This is a genomic window from Lacicoccus kunmingensis DSM 17847 (assembly GCF_059568765.1).
On the sequence record NZ_JCANUC010000001.1, the window covers coordinates 1 to 17,677 of the forward strand.

At 45.3% G+C, this 17,677-nt stretch carries 16 protein-coding genes; 10 read left to right on the forward strand and 6 right to left on the reverse strand.

Annotated features, from left to right (window positions below; translation table 11 throughout):
* Nucleotides 1–447: 447 nt before the first annotated feature.
* Together BO48_RS00005 and BO48_RS00010 are read right to left on the reverse strand one after the other, a co-directional pair.
* The gene (locus BO48_RS00005; RefSeq protein WP_496365375.1) at nucleotides 448–756 is read right to left on the reverse strand and encodes a hypothetical protein; all 309 of its coding nucleotides are present in this window, start codon (nucleotides 754–756) and stop codon (nucleotides 448–450) included.
* 294 nt (nucleotides 757–1,050) lie between these two features.
* Nucleotides 1,051–1,659 carry a YktB family protein gene (locus BO48_RS00010; RefSeq protein ID WP_496365376.1) on the reverse strand — a complete coding sequence of 203 codons (609 nt, stop codon included), beginning with the start codon at nucleotides 1,657–1,659 and terminating at the stop codon, nucleotides 1,051–1,053.
* An 82-nt stretch (nucleotides 1,660–1,741) separates the two neighbouring features.
* Between BO48_RS00010 and BO48_RS00015 the strand changes: the two genes are divergently transcribed.
* Nucleotides 1,742–2,554, forward strand: coding sequence for an inositol monophosphatase family protein (locus BO48_RS00015; protein ID WP_496365378.1), 813 nt, complete (start codon nucleotides 1,742–1,744; stop codon nucleotides 2,552–2,554).
* Between the two features lie 70 nt (nucleotides 2,555–2,624).
* Complete coding sequence (locus tag BO48_RS00020; protein WP_496365379.1) at nucleotides 2,625–2,789, forward strand: hypothetical protein; 165 nt, start codon at nucleotides 2,625–2,627, stop codon at nucleotides 2,787–2,789.
* 73 nt (nucleotides 2,790–2,862) lie between these two features.
* Here the strand turns inward: BO48_RS00020 and BO48_RS00025 are convergent, their stop codons facing one another.
* Both BO48_RS00025 and BO48_RS00030 read right to left on the reverse strand, forming a co-directional pair.
* Nucleotides 2,863–3,417 carry a hypothetical protein gene (locus tag BO48_RS00025; RefSeq protein WP_496365380.1) on the reverse strand — a complete coding sequence of 185 codons (555 nt, stop codon included), beginning with the start codon at nucleotides 3,415–3,417 and terminating at the stop codon, nucleotides 2,863–2,865.
* A 170-nt stretch (nucleotides 3,418–3,587) separates the two neighbouring features.
* Complete coding sequence (locus BO48_RS00030; RefSeq protein ID WP_496365382.1) at nucleotides 3,588–3,779, reverse strand: DUF5325 family protein; 192 nt, start codon at nucleotides 3,777–3,779, stop codon at nucleotides 3,588–3,590.
* Between the two features lie 150 nt (nucleotides 3,780–3,929).
* Between BO48_RS00030 and typA the strand changes: the two genes are divergently transcribed.
* Together typA and BO48_RS00040 are read left to right on the forward strand one after the other, a co-directional pair.
* Complete coding sequence (gene typA, locus BO48_RS00035) at nucleotides 3,930–5,780, forward strand: translational GTPase TypA (protein WP_496365383.1); 1,851 nt, start codon at nucleotides 3,930–3,932, stop codon at nucleotides 5,778–5,780.
* 6 nt (nucleotides 5,781–5,786) lie between these two features.
* Complete coding sequence (locus tag BO48_RS00040; protein WP_496365385.1) at nucleotides 5,787–6,149, forward strand: YlaH-like family protein; 363 nt, start codon at nucleotides 5,787–5,789, stop codon at nucleotides 6,147–6,149.
* 38 nt (nucleotides 6,150–6,187) lie between these two features.
* On the opposite strand, the gene BO48_RS00045 is transcribed toward BO48_RS00040, so the two are convergent.
* Nucleotides 6,188–6,670, reverse strand: a complete 483-nt coding sequence (locus BO48_RS00045) for a hypothetical protein (protein WP_496365387.1) — start codon at nucleotides 6,668–6,670, stop codon at nucleotides 6,188–6,190.
* Nucleotides 6,671–6,819: 149 nt separating this feature from the next.
* On the opposite strand from BO48_RS00045, the gene BO48_RS00050 reads away from it, so the two are divergent.
* From BO48_RS00050 to BO48_RS00065, 4 genes are all read left to right on the forward strand, one after another.
* A complete protein-coding gene (locus tag BO48_RS00050; RefSeq protein ID WP_496365388.1) occupies nucleotides 6,820–7,113 on the forward strand; it encodes an Fpa/YlaN family protein in 294 nt (97 codons plus the stop codon).
* 30 nt (nucleotides 7,114–7,143) lie between these two features.
* Entirely contained in the window at nucleotides 7,144–8,325 is a 1,182-nt protein-coding gene (locus BO48_RS00055; RefSeq protein ID WP_496365389.1) for an FtsW/RodA/SpoVE family cell cycle protein, read from the forward strand.
* A gap of 101 nt (nucleotides 8,326–8,426) precedes the next feature.
* A complete protein-coding gene (locus BO48_RS00060) occupies nucleotides 8,427–11,867 on the forward strand; it encodes a pyruvate carboxylase (RefSeq protein ID WP_496365391.1) in 3,441 nt (1,146 codons plus the stop codon).
* Nucleotides 11,868–12,005: 138 nt separating this feature from the next.
* Nucleotides 12,006–13,943: an aconitate hydratase gene (locus tag BO48_RS00065; RefSeq protein WP_496365392.1), complete on the forward strand. Its 1,938-nt coding sequence runs from the start codon at nucleotides 12,006–12,008 to the stop codon at nucleotides 13,941–13,943.
* Nucleotides 13,944–14,335: 392 nt separating this feature from the next.
* On the opposite strand, the gene BO48_RS00070 is transcribed toward BO48_RS00065, so the two are convergent.
* On the reverse strand, nucleotides 14,336–15,232 hold the full coding sequence (locus BO48_RS00070) for a COX15/CtaA family protein (protein ID WP_496365394.1): 897 nt from the start codon (nucleotides 15,230–15,232) through the stop codon (nucleotides 14,336–14,338).
* Between the two features lie 299 nt (nucleotides 15,233–15,531).
* Here BO48_RS00070 and cyoE point away from each other — a divergent pair, with 299 nt between their 5' ends.
* Both cyoE and coxB read left to right on the forward strand, forming a co-directional pair.
* Complete coding sequence (gene cyoE / locus BO48_RS00075) at nucleotides 15,532–16,470, forward strand: heme o synthase (RefSeq protein WP_496365396.1); 939 nt, start codon at nucleotides 15,532–15,534, stop codon at nucleotides 16,468–16,470.
* Nucleotides 16,471–16,498: 28 nt separating this feature from the next.
* Nucleotides 16,499–17,677 carry a cytochrome c oxidase subunit II gene (coxB, locus tag BO48_RS00080; protein WP_496365397.1) on the forward strand — a complete coding sequence of 393 codons (1,179 nt, stop codon included), beginning with the start codon at nucleotides 16,499–16,501 and terminating at the stop codon, nucleotides 17,675–17,677.

Consider the following 17,677-nt stretch of genomic DNA (forward strand, 5'->3'; position numbering starts at 1 on the left):
ATGGGTCGGATCGTACGTCAGCTTGGCGGTAATGAACAGAGACTTAATCCCCTTGTGCTTGATTTCTTTCACTGATGTATTCGTAAAATCGATATTATCCTCTTTCATTTGGAGTAAAGATAGTATAAAATGCTTCATAGGCGTAAATGTTTCCTTTCTGTGAGTTGTGGTGACTTCATTATAAAGAACATTTGCGCCATTTTTATACCCTTTTACATAAAAATACGGTCCATGACATTTCAGTCATCAACCGTATTTATTATAGAGCCAGTATTGAGAGGCGCGCCCGGGAAGTCTGGGTGCGTTTTTTGGCGTGGCGTTTTTTGATACTTTTAAGCGTGGACCTGCTCAGTTGGCCTGAGAAATGAAGCTAAGTGAGCAGCTCAAGAAGAAACCTGCTCACTCGTAAGAAAGACTTTCAACGAATGAGCAGGCAAGCTCTGAATATCAGTATTCAATTAGATCTTTATTCCCATATCGACGTACAGTGGCACTGCTAAAAGTATTTCCACTATATTTTTCAATCTTACTGGATGATAGCCTCCAAGTTGAGTTGAGAACACGCAACTCGCCAATCAGCTGCTGAACGACTTCAGGACTTGTCATCCCGACCCCGCACCCATCATAAACGAACTTATCCCGGTTCACCCGGCTGTTATCACAATCCGCACAGAACACACCGCCGGCGGGCGCGGCAAAACTGACATTGGCGTCGCTGTCATAGGCGGACCTGAATATGCGCCTCGTGTCAAGCATCTCGACGAAGCGGGTGTAATCTATACCGGTTCGGCTTCAGCAGATGCCGGAGACGTTTATTCAGATTGGTACGGGTGTAGATGTTCGGGTGATCCGGTAAATTGCAAATCGTCTGTTCGGGGTGAATAAAAACCAGATTGCAGGTGAGATCGAGCCGCATGTTGAATGCCTTCAAACTGCAGCTCGCCCGCATGGCCCGCCGGTATTCATTCAAATCTTTACTGTCTTCATCTGACAGGAGTGTTCGCCGGTTTAAAATGTCAAGATGCAGCAGCTTAACATTCTTCGACCGCATCAGTAGAATTTCATGAGTTCGATCATGACTTTTTCAAGGTCTTCGATGAAAGCCTCATCGGACTTCAGTGCTTCATCGCCCGGACGGTAAACTTTCCCGACTAAAAACTCGCCTTTTTTCACATAGCGGAGACGGACGAGTCCTGCTTCCAGATCTTCATCGGACAGCCCGGACAGTTCTGGCTTGGACGGCTTCATGTGATCTAAAGAAATGGAGTAATTCTGAGGCATCTCCCTGAACAGGTCTAAATCATCCAGCCATTTCTTAGCGACATTCTGTTTGTCCGGTGACTCATAGATGACACCGTACATGCAGAAGGCGTGGTCGCCCCACAGGCCGATCTGGAAATGGGGCATCATTTTGTAGCCGCGTTTGTTCGTCGAGAACGCAACCCAAGTATCATCCGGCGGATTCACCTTACGGCGGGCGTGCATCGCAACGTGTGGAAACTGTTCGTCTCCCGTCAGGTCCGTAAGGAATCCTGCGAAGTGATCGCCAAGGTTATACAGCTTGACGCGGGGGCCTTCTTTGATGCCCTCCATGCGCGCATCGAGCCCGTCAATTTTAAAAGTGTCGAAATCTTTATTTGTAAAGCGGTATTTAGTCATATAATGATTCCTTTCTAATAATATGCTTGTGAACTATGATAAAATAATAAATGAAACCAATCAAACTTTTGAGGTGTATTTTATGGAAATCTATAAATTCGCACAAGAAACCATACAGGAAGCCGGCAAGTTCATCCGCCAGCGCATGACAGAAGAATTCAGCATCGACAGTAAACAAAATCCGAATGACCTCGTCACGGATGTAGATAAAGAAACTGAGGTCTTTTTAAATAACAGAATTGAAGAACGCTATCCCGACCACAGAATTGTGGGTGAGGAGGGCCATGGCCGTGACATCACCGATGCAGACGGCGTCCTCTGGATCGTCGATCCGATCGACGGTACACTCAACTTTGTCCATCAGATGGAAAACTTTGCGATTTCCATTGGCATCTATATTGACGGCAAGCCATATGCCGGGCTTATACTGGACGTTATGAAAGGCGACCTCTATCACGCCGCTTTCGAGCACGGGGCCTACAAGAACGATCAGCTGCTGCCGGACATTGAACAGTCGCATCTCGAGTCATCACTCATTTCGACCAACACGAACTGGGTAATACGTGACGGCATCAACACCCCGTTCATCGAAGTCGTGAGAAATGCACGCAGCACACGCTCACTCGGCTCGGCTGCGCTTGAATTTGTCAACGTTGCACGCGGCACCAGCAGTGCGGCACTGTTCTACAGGCTGCACCCATGGGATTTTGCGGGCGGCGCCATCATTCTGCATGAAGTCGGGGGCATCACGACGACACTGCTCGGCGACGACCTCAGACTACTCGATACAAACAGCATCCTCGCCGCCAACAGCACAATCCACGATGAAATCACAGCGTACTTCAGAAAAGACGAGCTGTTCATCAAGAACCATAAGATCTTCCACCACCTGTAAACCTGTACTTCCTCGCCGACACTTTTTCAAAGAAGTGTTCCGTGATTTTTCTGTAAGCATAATTATTTAAATGAAAACCGATATGCAGCTGGATGTCACTCCGGCGGTATTCACGACACCGCTCAAGCTTTTCAAGACAGAAGAAATACCCGCCCACCAGTGCATGCAGGCTGTCGATGGTGTGGCAGACGTTGCACTGGATGATGTTGCTGTTGAACAGGGTCAGGTCGTGTGATGTACATGCGGCACACCGCACGCCCGGAGTGAACATGTTCATATTGAAACTGTACGTATTCGGCTGAAACAGATCAGCCGGGCATGGGCGTGTTTTTATTTTTAATGACGGCTGAATGTTCGATGGCTTTTAAATAGTAGGGCAGGTTTTCTTTAGACAGAAACAGGTCGCTCTTACGCGACTTCATTGTGAAGCGGTCATTCATCATGACATATTTGACGATGATCGGGCGCTGGAACTCGCCTTCATCGATCAGCTGGGCTTTGAACATCTGATACAGCTTATCACTGCGGTTTAAATCCAGCACGGCTTCATGGCTGTCTGAGCACAATATATTGAACGGGTTGACGTAATGGCTGCCTTCCAATTCATGAAGGATGAATATGTAATAGCAGTAGTCCGTAATGAGAAGGACATGGACGAATTCACGCTCGCCGTCGACAAAGACTTCCGAGTGCCAGTAAATATCGATGTTTTTCATGTTGATGTCCTGTAAATATTGTTCGAACTCTTCTTCAAGGGCTTCGGAGCGGCACAGGGCCTGATACTCCTTCGTTTCATCTTCGGTGAACGGTAAGCGGTTGTACAAAAACTCATAAATTTTCAGTTTTTCATTCTTTTCACGCATGTTTTTATCCCCCTTTGCAGTACTGTTTTTATTGTGCATAACAATCAAATTGTCGTCAAAACGCAACAATTTGATTTTGGACATAAAAAAAGAACAGAAATTAGATTTCTGTTCAGCGGAAATTCAGTTTCTGCAGTAAAAAAGATGCAGAAATACGAAATTTGTAGTTTTTATAACCAGCCGTTTTCACGGTACTTTTTCTTGAGTGTGAAACCGACGCCGAAAATACCGATAAAGATCAGGACAGTGATGGCTGCAAATATCCACATCGCTTCAGCGGCAAAGACTGAGAAAGCGACCATCATGGAAACGGCAAGTACAGCCAGTACCAGAAAGATAAGTTTTGATTTAGGTTTCTCCATTGCCATGTACTCCTTTAAAGTTCATTATTCAACTGAGTATAGCACAAAAGTCTGTTTTTTAATAGAATTACTATTGTATGAATCAGAATCGTACTGTGATATAATGGTACAGTTAAGGAAAGAAAAGATTCTAAACACGAAGGGAAAGTCTTGATGAATTTAAGAGAAGATATCCGTAATATTGCAATTATCGCACACGTTGACCATGGAAAAACGACATTAGTAGACCAATTATTGAAACAGTCTGGTATATTTCGTGAGAATGAGCATGTAGAAGATCGTGCGATGGACTCAAATGATATTGAAAGAGAACGCGGTATTACAATTTTAGCGAAAAACACCGCGATTGACTATAAAGATCATAGAATAAACATCCTCGATACGCCCGGACACGCAGACTTCGGCGGCGAAGTGGAGCGTATCATGAAAATGGTGGACGGCGTCATCCTTGTTGTGGATGCATACGAAGGTACGATGCCGCAGACGCGTTTCGTCTTGAAAAAAGCACTCGAACAGGATTTGAAGCCGCTAGTCGTGGTGAATAAAATCGATAAGGATTCAGCACGACCTGAAGCGGTTATCGATGAAGTGCTTGAACTGTTCATCGAACTTGATGCGAATGATGAGCAGCTTGAATTTCCTGTTGCTTATGCTTCAGCGATCAACGGTACAGCGAGCCTTGAGCCTGAACCGGAGAAGCAGGAAGAAAACATGCAGTCCATCTACGACAGTATTTTGGAATATGTTCCTGCACCAGTCGACAACAGTGATGAACCGCTGCAGTTCCAGGTTGCACTGCTTGACTATAACGACTACGTCGGACGTATCGGTGTCGGCCGTGTGTTCCGCGGGGAAATAAAAGTCGGCCAGCAGGTTTCACTGATTAAAAACGACGGTACGGTGAAAGACTTCAGAGTAACCAAGATGTTCGGTTTCTTCGGTCTGAACCGTCTGGAAATCGAGCACGCGAAGGCGGGCGACCTAATCGCGCTTTCCGGCCTTGAAGATATCAACGTCGGCGAGACGGTGACACCAAGAGACCATCAGGAAGCGATGCCGGTACTCAGAATTGATGAGCCGACACTTCAGATGACGTTTTCTGTAAACAACTCACCGTTCGCAGGCCGTGAAGGTAAATACGTCACTGCACGCCAGATTCAGGAGCGTCTGGATCAGCAGCTTGAAACGGATGTGTCACTGAAAGTGGAGCCGACCGACCAGCCGGATGCATGGATCGTTTCAGGCCGCGGCGAACTTCATTTATCTATACTGATTGAAAACATGAGACGTGAAGGATTCGAACTCCAGGTGTCGAAACCAATCGTTATCGTCAAAGAAATTGACGGCGTAAAATGTGAACCGTTTGAACGTGTTCAGATTGATGTGCCTGAAGATAATACAGGCGGCGTCATCGAATCACTTGGTGCACGTAAAGGCGAAATGCTGGATATGGTGAACACCGGCAACGGCCAGACGCGTATTACGTTTTTAGTACCAGCAAGAGGCCTTATCGGCTACAGAACTGAATTTATGTCCATGACAAGCGGTTATGGTATATTGAACCATACATTCGAAGAATACCGTCCGCTCATCAAAGGTCAGATCGGCGGCAGACGTAATGGTGTGCTTGTATCGATGGATAAAGGTACGGCATCCACTTATGCGATACTGCAGCTTGAAGGCCGCGGTACGAACTTCATGGAGCCGGGTACTGATGTTTACGAAGGTATGATTGTCGGTGAAAACTCACGTGATAACGACCTGACGGTCAATATTACAAAAGTGAAGGCGGCAAACAATATCCGTTCGGCAACGAAAGAGCAGACTGCTACGATGAAAAAACCCCGCACCCTGACGCTTGAAGAGGCACTGGAGTTTATTAACGATGATGAACTTGTAGAAGTGACGCCGGAAACTGTAAGATTGAGAAAGAGTATTCTGGATAAAGGTGCAAGAGAACGTGCACAGAAGAAAGAAAAGATAAGACTTGAATCGGAGTGAGTATAAGTGTTTCTCCCAGCTGTATTATCGAGTGCCTCAGTTAATGTCAATGAGCGCTTGACTTTTTTCGGCAGACTTTACGGCCTGGATACGAATCCGGAGACTGGAATGTGGCTGCTGTTTGTCACAATATTCGCCTTATGCATACTTGTTTATGTGCTCGGGTTTGCCCGTAAGATCAAACTCTGGCAAAATGTTGTCGTTTATATCGCAATGTTCTTCGGCGCTTTGGTTTTAACTTTCTTCGGTGCATTTCTGCCGGTTGCAGAAAGTCTGATTGTTGCAGCGATAGTACTTGGACTGTACAGATTCAGATTGCACAGAGAACGCCAGGCGGGCAATATACCGCCAAAACAAAAACAGAGCTGATATAAACAAATCACGCCGGGAAATTCCCGGCGTGATTTTTAATTTATGGAGATACCAGTGACATGCTGCAGTCTGGTTTCAATATTATTATCTGAAATGATGACCAGATCGATCATGTTGTCATCATACATTCTCTTACCGTCTTTACTGAACTGTGCGTAGTGTCTGCTGCGTTCATTATACGGAAGGATCGTCGTGCCTTCGTCATGTGTATATGTAATCATCGCATCTTCGCCGCGTTCCGGCTCAGTATATTCGAGAAAAGTATCCAGCTTGATGATGAATGTCTCTTCCAGCAGCTGTGAATTTTTATATTTCTTTTCTGACTTCAAAGTTGGCGGTTTGCTGCTGCCTTCAATAATCTGGCGGTTCCATTCCGTATTGTCGGAAAATGAGATGCCTTCGTCATCATGTGAAGCTTCAAGCGCATCTTCCAAAGTAATTTTACGATCATCAAAAATCCATGTTGAAGGATCTAATGTAATTTGAAACTTGATATCTCCCAGAATCTGTATAACCATATAAAATCGCTCCTTATACTGTTCATTATATCAAAAGATAGTTTGATATAATACGTCATTAATGAATTTCTAGTCTTTTGATTCCTTGCATTTTTAACGTCGGTGATATAAAATTTTTATTATAGTTAAAAGAGGGGGTAAGTGTGTCCATGAAAGAAGAATTGCGCCATCAGGCATATGAACAGCTTGAAGCAGACGCTGATCGTATTGTACAGCTGATTAAAGTTCAGATGGACAATTTGACGATGCCCCAATGCCCGGTCTACGAGGAAGTTTTAGATACCCAAATGTTCGGACTTTCAAAAGAAGTGAATTTCGCCGTACGTCTTGGGCTTGTTGATGCAGACGATGGACGTGAGCTGTTGGAACGCCTGGAAAAAGAAGTTTCCAAAGTCCATGATTTATATATGCAGGAAGAAAAACTTGAGTCTAAAGAAATTTAATCTTTAGACTTTTTTAAATGAGGGAACAATGTGCAATACGTTAAAGATTTTTTCAAATACGTCAAAGCTTATTCCAAGTATGTAGACTTCACGATCATCATCATATATGTACTGCTCAGTCTGATCGGACTCGTGATGGTTTACAGTTCGAGCATGGTCATGGCGGCAAATAACGACAATTTTTCTTCGCCGGAACACTTTTACATAAGGCAGGGGATGTTCATCATTCTTGGCTTTTCCATCGTCTTCTTTATGAGCTACTTCATGTCCGGTGAAATTTTCAAAGATAAAAAACTCCAGCTTACCGCAATTGTTATCATCATGCTGCTTTTACTCTACACATTGTTTTTCGGTGATGTGGTCAACGGACAGAGAAACAGAATCCAGTTCGGCCCGCTCAGCCTGCAGGCGCAGGAATTTTTCAAAGTGCTTGTCATCATCTATATGGCATATATATATGATAAGAAAATATCACTTTCCAAAATGGAGCTTCAGGATTACATTTATCCGCTGACGTTCATCGGGGCGTGTTCGGGTCTTGTACTGCTCACCGATTTCGGTACATGGATGGTGGTTGCAGCCATTATCATGGGTATATTCATATATTCCGGTGTGCCGCTTAAATTCATCATGAAAACCGGGCTTGTGATTACTGTAGCTACCGGAGTTCTTATATTGATCTCCTACTTGTTCCAGGGCCAGGTTTTATCTGATTACCAGATCGCCCGTATCGAAACGTTCATCAATCCGTTTGTGGATCCGATGGGTGCGGGTTATCAGCTGACGAATTCACTGATTGCCATCTCACACGGGGGCTTGACCGGTACGGGACTCGGCGACGGTGTGATGAAGCTCGGTTATCTGCCTGAGCCGCATACGGACTTCGTGTTTGCGGTCCTCGCTGAAGAGCTCGGCCTCGTCGGTGTATTTTTCGTCATCCTGCTGTTCATGATTTTAATATTCAAAGCATTGAAATATGCAGCAGTATCAAAAGATAAGTTTTACAGCCTCGTCTGTGTCGGTGTGGCACTGTATATTACATTGCAGCTGTTCGTCAACATCGGCGGCATTTCAAAAATAATTCCACTGACAGGTGTGCCGCTCCCGCTACTCAGTTACGGGGGTTCTTCATTCCTGTCGGTTTCAATAGCAGTAGGGCTTCTCATCATCGCTGCAAAACACGTAAAAAAAGAAAAAGAAGGGCTGCATTAACCGGTGATTTAAAATTACCGGTTTTTATTCTCAATTAATAGTGTGAATTTTATAATTTTTATTATATAATAAGTTCATTATGCTTTTGGGAGGAATTTCTTATGAACAAGATACATAAATTACTCGTTGCGAACAGGGGTGAAATTGCGACTCGTATTTTTAGGGCTGCAACAGAACTCAATATAACGACTGTCGCAATTTACAGTAATGAGGATAAAGGTGCATTGCACCGTTATAAGGCGGACGAAGCTTATCTGGTCGATCCGGATTTATCGCCGACTGAAAGCTATCTTAATATAGAAGCAATCATAAAAGTGGCAAAGAACGCCGGAGTGGATGCCATTCATCCGGGTTACGGCTTCTTAAGTGAAAATAAAGAATTCGCAACACGCTGTGCCGAGGAAGGCATCATTTTCATCGGACCTGAAGTGCGTCACCTTGAAATGTTCGGTGATAAAGTCCGTGCACGTGAAACGGCAATCTCAACAGGTCTGCCGATCATTCCGGGCAGTAAAGATGCAGTCCGGGATTTCAGCGAAGTTGAGGCATTCATTGAGGAAAATGGTTACCCGATCATCATCAAGGCCATTTCCGGCGGCGGCGGTAAAGGTATGCGCGTCGTCAATGAAGAAGATAACTTGAGAGACAGTTATGACCGTGCGAAGAGTGAGGCGTTGAAATCATTCGGTAACGCGGAAATCTATCTTGAAAAATATATTGATAAAGCAAAACATATTGAAGTCCAGGTGATCGGTGATACACACGGTAACATCGTGCACCTGTATGAAAGAGATTGTTCAGTGCAAAGACGCCACCAGAAACTTGTGGAAGTGGCACCTTCAGTCGGACTGACGGATGCACTCCGTGAAAAAATCTGTGAAGCGGCAAAAGATATGTCTGAACAGATCGGCTACGTCAACGCAGGTACAGTTGAATTTTTAGTGGCGGACGGCGAGTTTTATTTCATAGAGGTCAACCCGCGTGTTCAGGTTGAGCATACGATTACAGAAATGGTTACAGGTGTGGATATCGTCAAGACACAAATTCAGGTGGCAGACGGCAAGGACCTGTTTGGTGAAGAAATCGGCATGCCTCAGCAAAAGGATATTCCGCTGATGGGCTTTGCGGTACAGTGCCGTATTACAACTGAAGATCCGCTGAATGACTTCATGCCGGATACGGGTGAAATCATGGCTTACCGTTCAAGCGGCGGTTTCGGTGTCAGATTGGATGCCGGCGACGGATTCCAGGGTGCTGAAATTTCACCTTACTATGATTCACTGCTTGTAAAGCTGTCCACTCACGGACTGACTTATAAAGATGCGAATGAAAAGATGGCGCGAAGTCTGAAAGAGATGCGTATCCGAGGTATCAAGACGAACCTTCAGTTCCTTCTGAACGTAGTTGAAGATAAAGACTTCCTTGAAGGGGACTACTCGACGAAGTTCATCGATACGACGCCTTCATTATTCGAGTTTGAAAAGCCGAAGGACAGAGGTACGAAGACGCTTGAATATATCTCTACAATTACAGTGAACGGATTCCCTGGTGTCGAAAAAAGAGAGAAGCCCCAATTCGATCCGCCGAGAATTCCGAATTATACACCTGAAATTGTTGACGGTACAAAGCAGATTCTTGATGAACGCGGACCGGACGGTCTCGCCAAGTGGCTGAAAGCGCAGGACGAGACCCTCATTACAGATACAACGATGCGTGACGCACACCAGTCGTTACTGACGACGCGTGTCCGTACATATGATATGAAGAAGATTGCGCCATATACTGCGCATGATCTGAAAGACGCATTCAGTCTTGAGATGTGGGGCGGCGCGACGTTTGATGTGGCGTACAACTTCCTGAAGGAAGATCCGTGGAGCCGTCTTGCGACACTGAGAAAAGATATTCCCAACGTACTGTTCCAGATGCTGCTGCGTGCATCCAACGCAGTCGGCTACAAAAACTATCCGGATAACCTTGTCGAGAAGTTTGTTGCCGAAAGTGCGAAAAGCGGTATCGATGTATTCAGAATTTTCGACTCGCTGAACTGGCTGGAAGCGATGAAGCCTGCAATCCAGGCGGTACTTAAAACAGGCAAAGTTGCAGAAGGTGCGATCTGTTACACAGGCGACATCCTGAATCCGGAACGTTCAAATGTCTATACTCTGGACTACTACAAAAACATGGCGAAAGAACTTGAAGCAGAGGGCGTTCATATTCTTGCGATCAAAGACATGGCCGGCCTGTTGAAACCGAAAGCGGCTTATGAGCTGATCGGTGAACTGAAACAGACGGTGGATATCCCGATTCACCTGCATACGCATGATACGAGCGGTAACGGCGTATTCACATATGCAAAAGCGATTGAAGCGGGTGTCGATGTGGTCGATACTGCACTTGGTGCGCTGAGCGGACTCACTTCACAGCCGAGCGCGAACAGTCTGTCCTACGCGTTAGACGGTACAGACAGAAATATCCGCGCGGATGTTGAAGGTCTGGAAAGACTCAGCCAGTACTGGGAAGATGTGCGTAAGTACTATGTGGACTTCGAAAGTGATATCAAGAGCCCGCATACTGAAATCTACCAGCACGAAATGCCGGGCGGACAGTATTCAAACCTTCTGTCCCAGGCAAGAAGCATGGGTCTGGGCGAAAGATACGGCGAAGTGAAGAAGATGTACCAGAAAGTGAATATGTTGTTCGGTGATATCGTCAAAGTCACACCGTCATCGAAAGTTGTCGGTGACATGGCCCTGTTCATGGTACAAAATGAATTGGATGAGGATTCACTGTTCAAGCGCGGTGCACATCTGGACTTCCCTGATTCCGTCGTGAGCTTTTTCAAAGGTGAAATCGGTATTCCGGTGACAGGCTTCAATGAAGATCTGCAGAAACTTGTGCTGAAAGGCACTGAGCCGCTTAAAGAGCGTGCGGGTGAAATGATGGAGCCGATCGATTTTGATGCGCTCCGTGAAGAGATTGCAGAATTCCAGGAAACTGAAGTGACGGATCAGGATATACTGAGCTACGCACTGTATCCGAAAGTTTACAAAAACTTCGTTACGACGAATGAGAGCTTCGGTAACGTGGACAGACTCGATACACCGACATTCCTGTTCGGTATGCGTAAAAATGAAGAGCTTGAAATCGTCATCGATAAAGGTAAGACGTTAATCGTCAACCTGCTGTCCATCGGTCACGTCCATGAGGACGGCTACCGCTGGATGTACTTCGAACTGAACGGTTTCCCGCGTAAAGTTAAAATCAAGGATGAAAGTGTGGAGTCGAAAGTTGCAAGACTTCAAAAAGCGGATCCTAAAAATATCGGCCACATCGGTGCACAGATGCCGGGTACGGTCAGCTCGATGAAATTCAAAGCCGGAGATTCCTTTGAAAAAGGAGACATCATCATCATCACTGAAGCGATGAAGATGGAAAACTCCGTCAAGGCGCCATTTGCCGGAACGGTTACGGAAGTATTCGTTGATGAAGGCGATAGCGTCGAATCGAATGACCTGATGGCCCTTGTTGAAAAGAAGGACTAATATAAATGGAGGCACCAGTCACATGAGTGGCTGGTGTTTTTTTATTGAAATAAAGTACTGATTTCAGTTTGTAAGTTTAACATCTCCAGTTAAGTGAATATGACTGATAAGGAAGAAATAACCAGAGGAGGGGTTAAGATGCAACTGAATGTTGCTCAGAAGTTAATTAAGGACCATTTGGTTTCCGGTGAAATGAAGACCGGCGAAACGATTGGCCTGAATATCGATCAGACGTTGACGCAGGATGCGACAGGTACGTTGGTGATGCTGGAGCTTGAAGCGATGAAGATTGATAAGGTCAGTACGGAAGTTTCCGCACAGTATGTGGACCACAATCTGATTCAGGATGATTACCGTAACCCGGATGACCATAACTTTTTACGCAGTGCTTCAAATAAATTCGGCGTTCATTACAGCCAGCCGGGGAACGGGGTGAGCCACCCGGTCCATATGCAGGAATTTGCAAAGCCCGGTAAGACGCTGCTCGGATCGGACAGCCATACGTGTGCGAACGGTGCGATGGGCATGCTTGCCATGGGTGCCGGCGGAATTGATGTGACGCTTGCCATGACCGGCCAGCCGTATTATGTCACGATGCCTAAAGTGATGGGCGTTGAACTTACAGGTAAGCTGCCGGATTGGGTCAGTGCAAAAGATGTGATTTTGGAAATGCTGCGCCGTCACAGTGTCAAAGGCGGTGTCGGAAAAATCATCGAGTATTACGGCGATGGACTTGACGACCTGTCGGCGATGGATCGCCACGTTATTGCGAATATGGGTGCGGAACTCGGTGCGACGGCAACGGTATTTCCTTCGGATGAAGCGGTGAAGAAGTTTCTTGAATCTCAGGAGCGCGAAGACGAGTGGTATGAACTGAAGGCAGACGAGGGTGCTGAGTATGATGAATATGAACAGATCAATCTGTCGGAGCTGGAGCCGCTGATTGCCAAGCCGACGAGTCCGGATAATGTGGTACCGGTCAGCGAAGTGGCAGGCGATCCGATTTACCAGTCATACATCGGTTCATCAGCAAACCCGGGGTATCATGATTTTGCGATTGCGAGTGAAATTGTGAAGGGCAGTGTCATTGCACCGGGTACATCGTTCGATATCAACCCGACGTCAAGACAGATGCTGCAGCAGCTCGTGGAAAACGGCCATATTGCCAATTTTCTGTCGGCCGGGGCGCGCCTGCATCAGGCAGGGTGTAACGGCTGTATCGGAATGGGCCAGGCACCGGCGACGGGCCACAACAGTTTGAGGACGACGCCGAGGAACTTCCCGGGACGTTCGGGTACGGTCGAGGATTCCGTATTCCTATGCAGCCCGGAAACGGCAGCGGCTTCGGCCCTCGCAGGTAAAATTACGGATCCGAGAACGCTGGATATGGATTATCCTGAAATTCCGGACCCTGCGCCGAAGGTCGACCATTTCCTGATGGAGGCACCGCCTGAAGATAACAGCGGAATCGAACTCGATAAAGGTCCGAATATTACAGAGATACCGGACTTCGATGCGATTCAGGACAGCTTCGATTTGCCGGTACTGCTTAAAGTCGGCGACAATCTTTCTACGGATGAAATACTTGCCGGCGGTTCGAGAGTGCTGCCGTTCCGCAGTAACATCCATGAAATCAGTGAGTTTACATTTGAAAGAGTCGACGAAACATATACCGACGACGCGAAAGAGTTGAAAGAGAAAGGCGGCCATATGGTCGTCGGCGGTAATAACTATGGGCAGGGCTCTAGCAGGGAACACGCCGCACTTGCACCAAGATATTTAGGGCTCAGAGTCGTGCTGGTGAAAGACTATGCACGTATCCACCGCCAAAACCTGATCAACTTCGGCATACTGCCACTCACATTCGTCAATGATGACGAGTACGAATTGATCGAGAACGGCGCTGTACTCGAGTTCAGAAATATACACGACAATATACGAAGTGACGACACATTCGAGGTGGAAATAAAAGGCACCGGACAGACAGTCGAAGTCACGCACGGCCTGAACGACCGCCATAAAGATATACTGCTTGCCGGAGGTATCATCAACTGGGTGAAAGAAAAGCAGGAGTAATTGAGAGGGATTAATATAGCAAGGCAGCTGGACCTGTTGAAGGTCCAGCTGTTTTTTTTGTGTTTGTATTTGAAGGGGGCGAGCGGCAGTGCGGGGTGGCCGCCTGCTCACTTGAGATGATCATCCGTTCCATATGAGCGGGGAGGGCTTTATTTTTATAAAAGTCATAAATTTCCGCTGTTCCAATAGCAGTAAAATTCCTTCTAACTAAACAGAAATGACCCGTAAAATGTAAAGATAGCGAGAAAACTACCTCTATCTAAACACCTGTCGCATAAAAACGTTCCATCAGCGCGAAATACAACCTCATCCAAACGGGCCTTGCAAAATAAAATCAAAAAATCCAGCCTGGCAAGCTTACAGCCGCTGGACTGGATTTAAAATGTTTTATATCATTTTGTTCTCGACAGTAACATGATGAAGTAACACAGCAATCCGAAAAGTAATGTGATGAACAGTGCGTGCATCAGTGCGATGAAGATGTTCACCATTGTGAATACGCTGAGCAGGCCTGTAATCATCTGTAACATTATAAGAATGAATGCGATGATCCATCCGTAATGCAGTACGCGGTACTGGCTGTAATGTCTGATTGCGTGAATCATGATAAGAAATATCCATATAATTGCGAGTCCTGCGAGTGCTCTGTGTCCCATCTGGACTGCTTCGTAGAAGTTTGTCGGCATGATGTGGCCGGGTTTACAGTGCGGCCAGCTTAGACATGCGAGTGATGAGTCAGTATGTCTGACCAAAGCGCCCGAATAAACAACGAAATATATGTAAATTGTTACGAAGATCGTATTGTATCTTAAAAATGATCCGACTTTCAATTTTGTTGCCTCGAATTTCAAGTCGACTTCGAAAACCAGTAATGTCAACAGGAATACTGCAGCGAAGCATATAAGTGATATGCCAAAATGTGCTGCGAGTACAAAATCGCCTTCCCATATTCCAACTACAGCTGCGGCACCAATCAATGACTGAATGATGATGAAACCAAATGATACAGCAACAAGGAACTTGGTTTCGCGCTTCTCGGGTATTTGTCTCAATGCCATGATACATAGTATGGCAAGGAGGATGATTGCAATACCGGAAACACCTCTATGAGCGATTTCGATAATCGTTTCTATCGGCCAGTCACTCGGTATCATTTTACCGTGACATAATGGCCAGGAATCGCCGCACCCATCTGCGGAACCTGTTTTGGTTACCAGTGCTCCGCCCACCTGGACGAAGACCATGGCTATAGTGGTTATGAGTGCCACAATTTTTAAGTTTTTGTACAATTGTCACACCTCTATTAAGACTTAAGAAATTAACCTCATGAATCCATAATATATATGAAAGAAGTTGTCATTGCAATATTAATTATTTAGAATTACTCTTAACAATTCTTAAATATATGGTAAAATCAATATGTGAAACTCTCTAGATTAGTATAAGTCAGTTTATCATTTATGACACATGCTGTTCATGAAGATTTAATGAACAATTGATGAAACATATAAAATGTAACAATTTTATTGTGGAATTGTATAGTATTTGTGTCGCGACTGATTTATTATTAGAGTTAAATGTTTCTGTTATGAAAGGAGGCGTAGAGATGCAAGGTGATGCTTACAGTGAGATTGTAAAGCAGAATCCAAATGATATAACATTCAAAGCAGTTAAAACGTTATTAAAAGATGGGATAATAAAGTCCAATCTTATTCCAGCATTTGCTGCCGGATTTGTAGCTGTGATGTATTACAGCTTGTCATTTTTTCAGAACTTACCATTGTTATTACTCATGACAGTAGCGACAGCACTTGTCATAGGTGGAGTTTGTGCGCTGAATAATTTTTATGACAGAGACATAGACAGGATTATGGAATCAAAAAAAGATCGTCCAAGTATTGACGGAACATTTACAGGGAAACAGATTTTAATGATCGGTTTCGGTTGTCTGGGCGTTGGGCTGATCATGTTATACTCCGTTAATCCAACTGCCGGAACGCTCGGTCTGGTCGCAGCGTTTGGCTATACCGTCGTTTATTCGATGTTTGGGAAACGTCATTTTGTTTCCAATACAATCATCGGGGCTGTACCGGGGGCGATGCCGCCGTTAATCGGCTGGGCAGTCATTGATCCGGGATTGCATATGATTGCATGGGCGATGTTCATCGTGATGTTCATTTGGCAAATGCCGCACTTTTACGGATTAGCAATTAGAAGAAGCGAAGAATATAAGCTTGCCGCGATTCCAATGCTGCCATCTGTAAAGGGTAATGAAAGAACAAGACGCTCAATTGTGTTTTGGGTAACACTTCTTTTGTTCACACCTGTTTTAATGGTAGAACTTGGCTTATGGTTTGTGCTGCTCGCCACCGCATTAAATTTGGCCTGGCTGTACATATCATTGAACCGATTTAAACCAATTGAAGACTATAACCGCTATGCCGGTCGGGTATTTGTCTTCTCACTAAATTACATCGTTATATTCTTTGTAATGATTGTAATTGCCGGCTTACTCGTGAATATATAAAGTTATTGGATGAAAGAGGGGTTAAAACATGAAGAATCATTGGATGAAAGCTAAATGGATTGGTTTGATCACTGTCCTTATGGTCTTTTTATCTGGTTGTGGTAAGAATCATTTGAGTGCTCTCAGACCTGCTGGTGAAGTCGGTCAGGAGCAGTTTAACTTAATGATACTTTCAATTGTTATTATGCTTTTGGTTGTAGTAGTGGTTACAGTATTATTTACTATTGCAGTAGCTAAAAACCGCCGTAGTAAGAAGGGTGAAGATTTCGAGCCGAAGGATGTGGCGACAAACCACACTTTGGAGATTATCTGGACTTCAATCCCAATCATTTTACTTATTATTTTAACAGTTCCTACAGTGTATCTGGTGTTTAAACAGGCGGATACAAGTGCGAGTGTGACTGACGACGGTGAAGTCAACCCTGAAGAGAACGTTATCAACGTTCGTGCTTACCAGTACTGGTGGGAGTTTGAATACCCGACAGAACAGGTAGTCACTTCACAGGAGATGGTAGTACCGACTGATGAGAGAGTCTACTTCAACCTTATGGGTGTAGACGTCAAGCACTCATTCTGGGTGCCGGCTGCAGGCGGTAAACTTGATACAAACGTTGACGGTATCAACAGTTTCTATCTCATATTTGATGAAGAGAGTGCACAGGAAAGCGACCAGTTATTCTACGGTAAATGTGCTGAGCTCTGCGGACCTTCACACGCACTGATGGACTTTAAAGTTCATGCATTGCCTGCTGAAGAGTACGATCAGTGGTTGGCAGACATGAAAGCTGTTGAAGAGCCGGTTCAGGCATCTTCCGAAGATGCACAGGCCGGAGAGGAAATCTTCGCTGACTCATGTATGGGCTGTCACGCGACGACTCCGACAGGTTCGGGCGCTATGGGTCCTAACCTGACGAACTTCGCAGACCGTGAATTGATCGCAGGTTACCTTGAGCACAACGAAGAAAACTTAGAAGAGTGGATCAGAGACCCTGAATCACTTAAACCTGGAAATAAAATGACAGGTGCTTATGAGTTGAACGATGAGGAAATTGCAGCAGTTTCAGCTTATCTGATGGAGTTGTCTGTTGAAGAAGGTTCTGGAGATGTTGAGGCTCTTGAAGAAGTAAGACAGTCAAACACTACAGAAGCTGAAGGTTCAGAAGGCGAAGAAGAGTCTTCTGAAAATGATGAAGAGGAGGGGAACTAA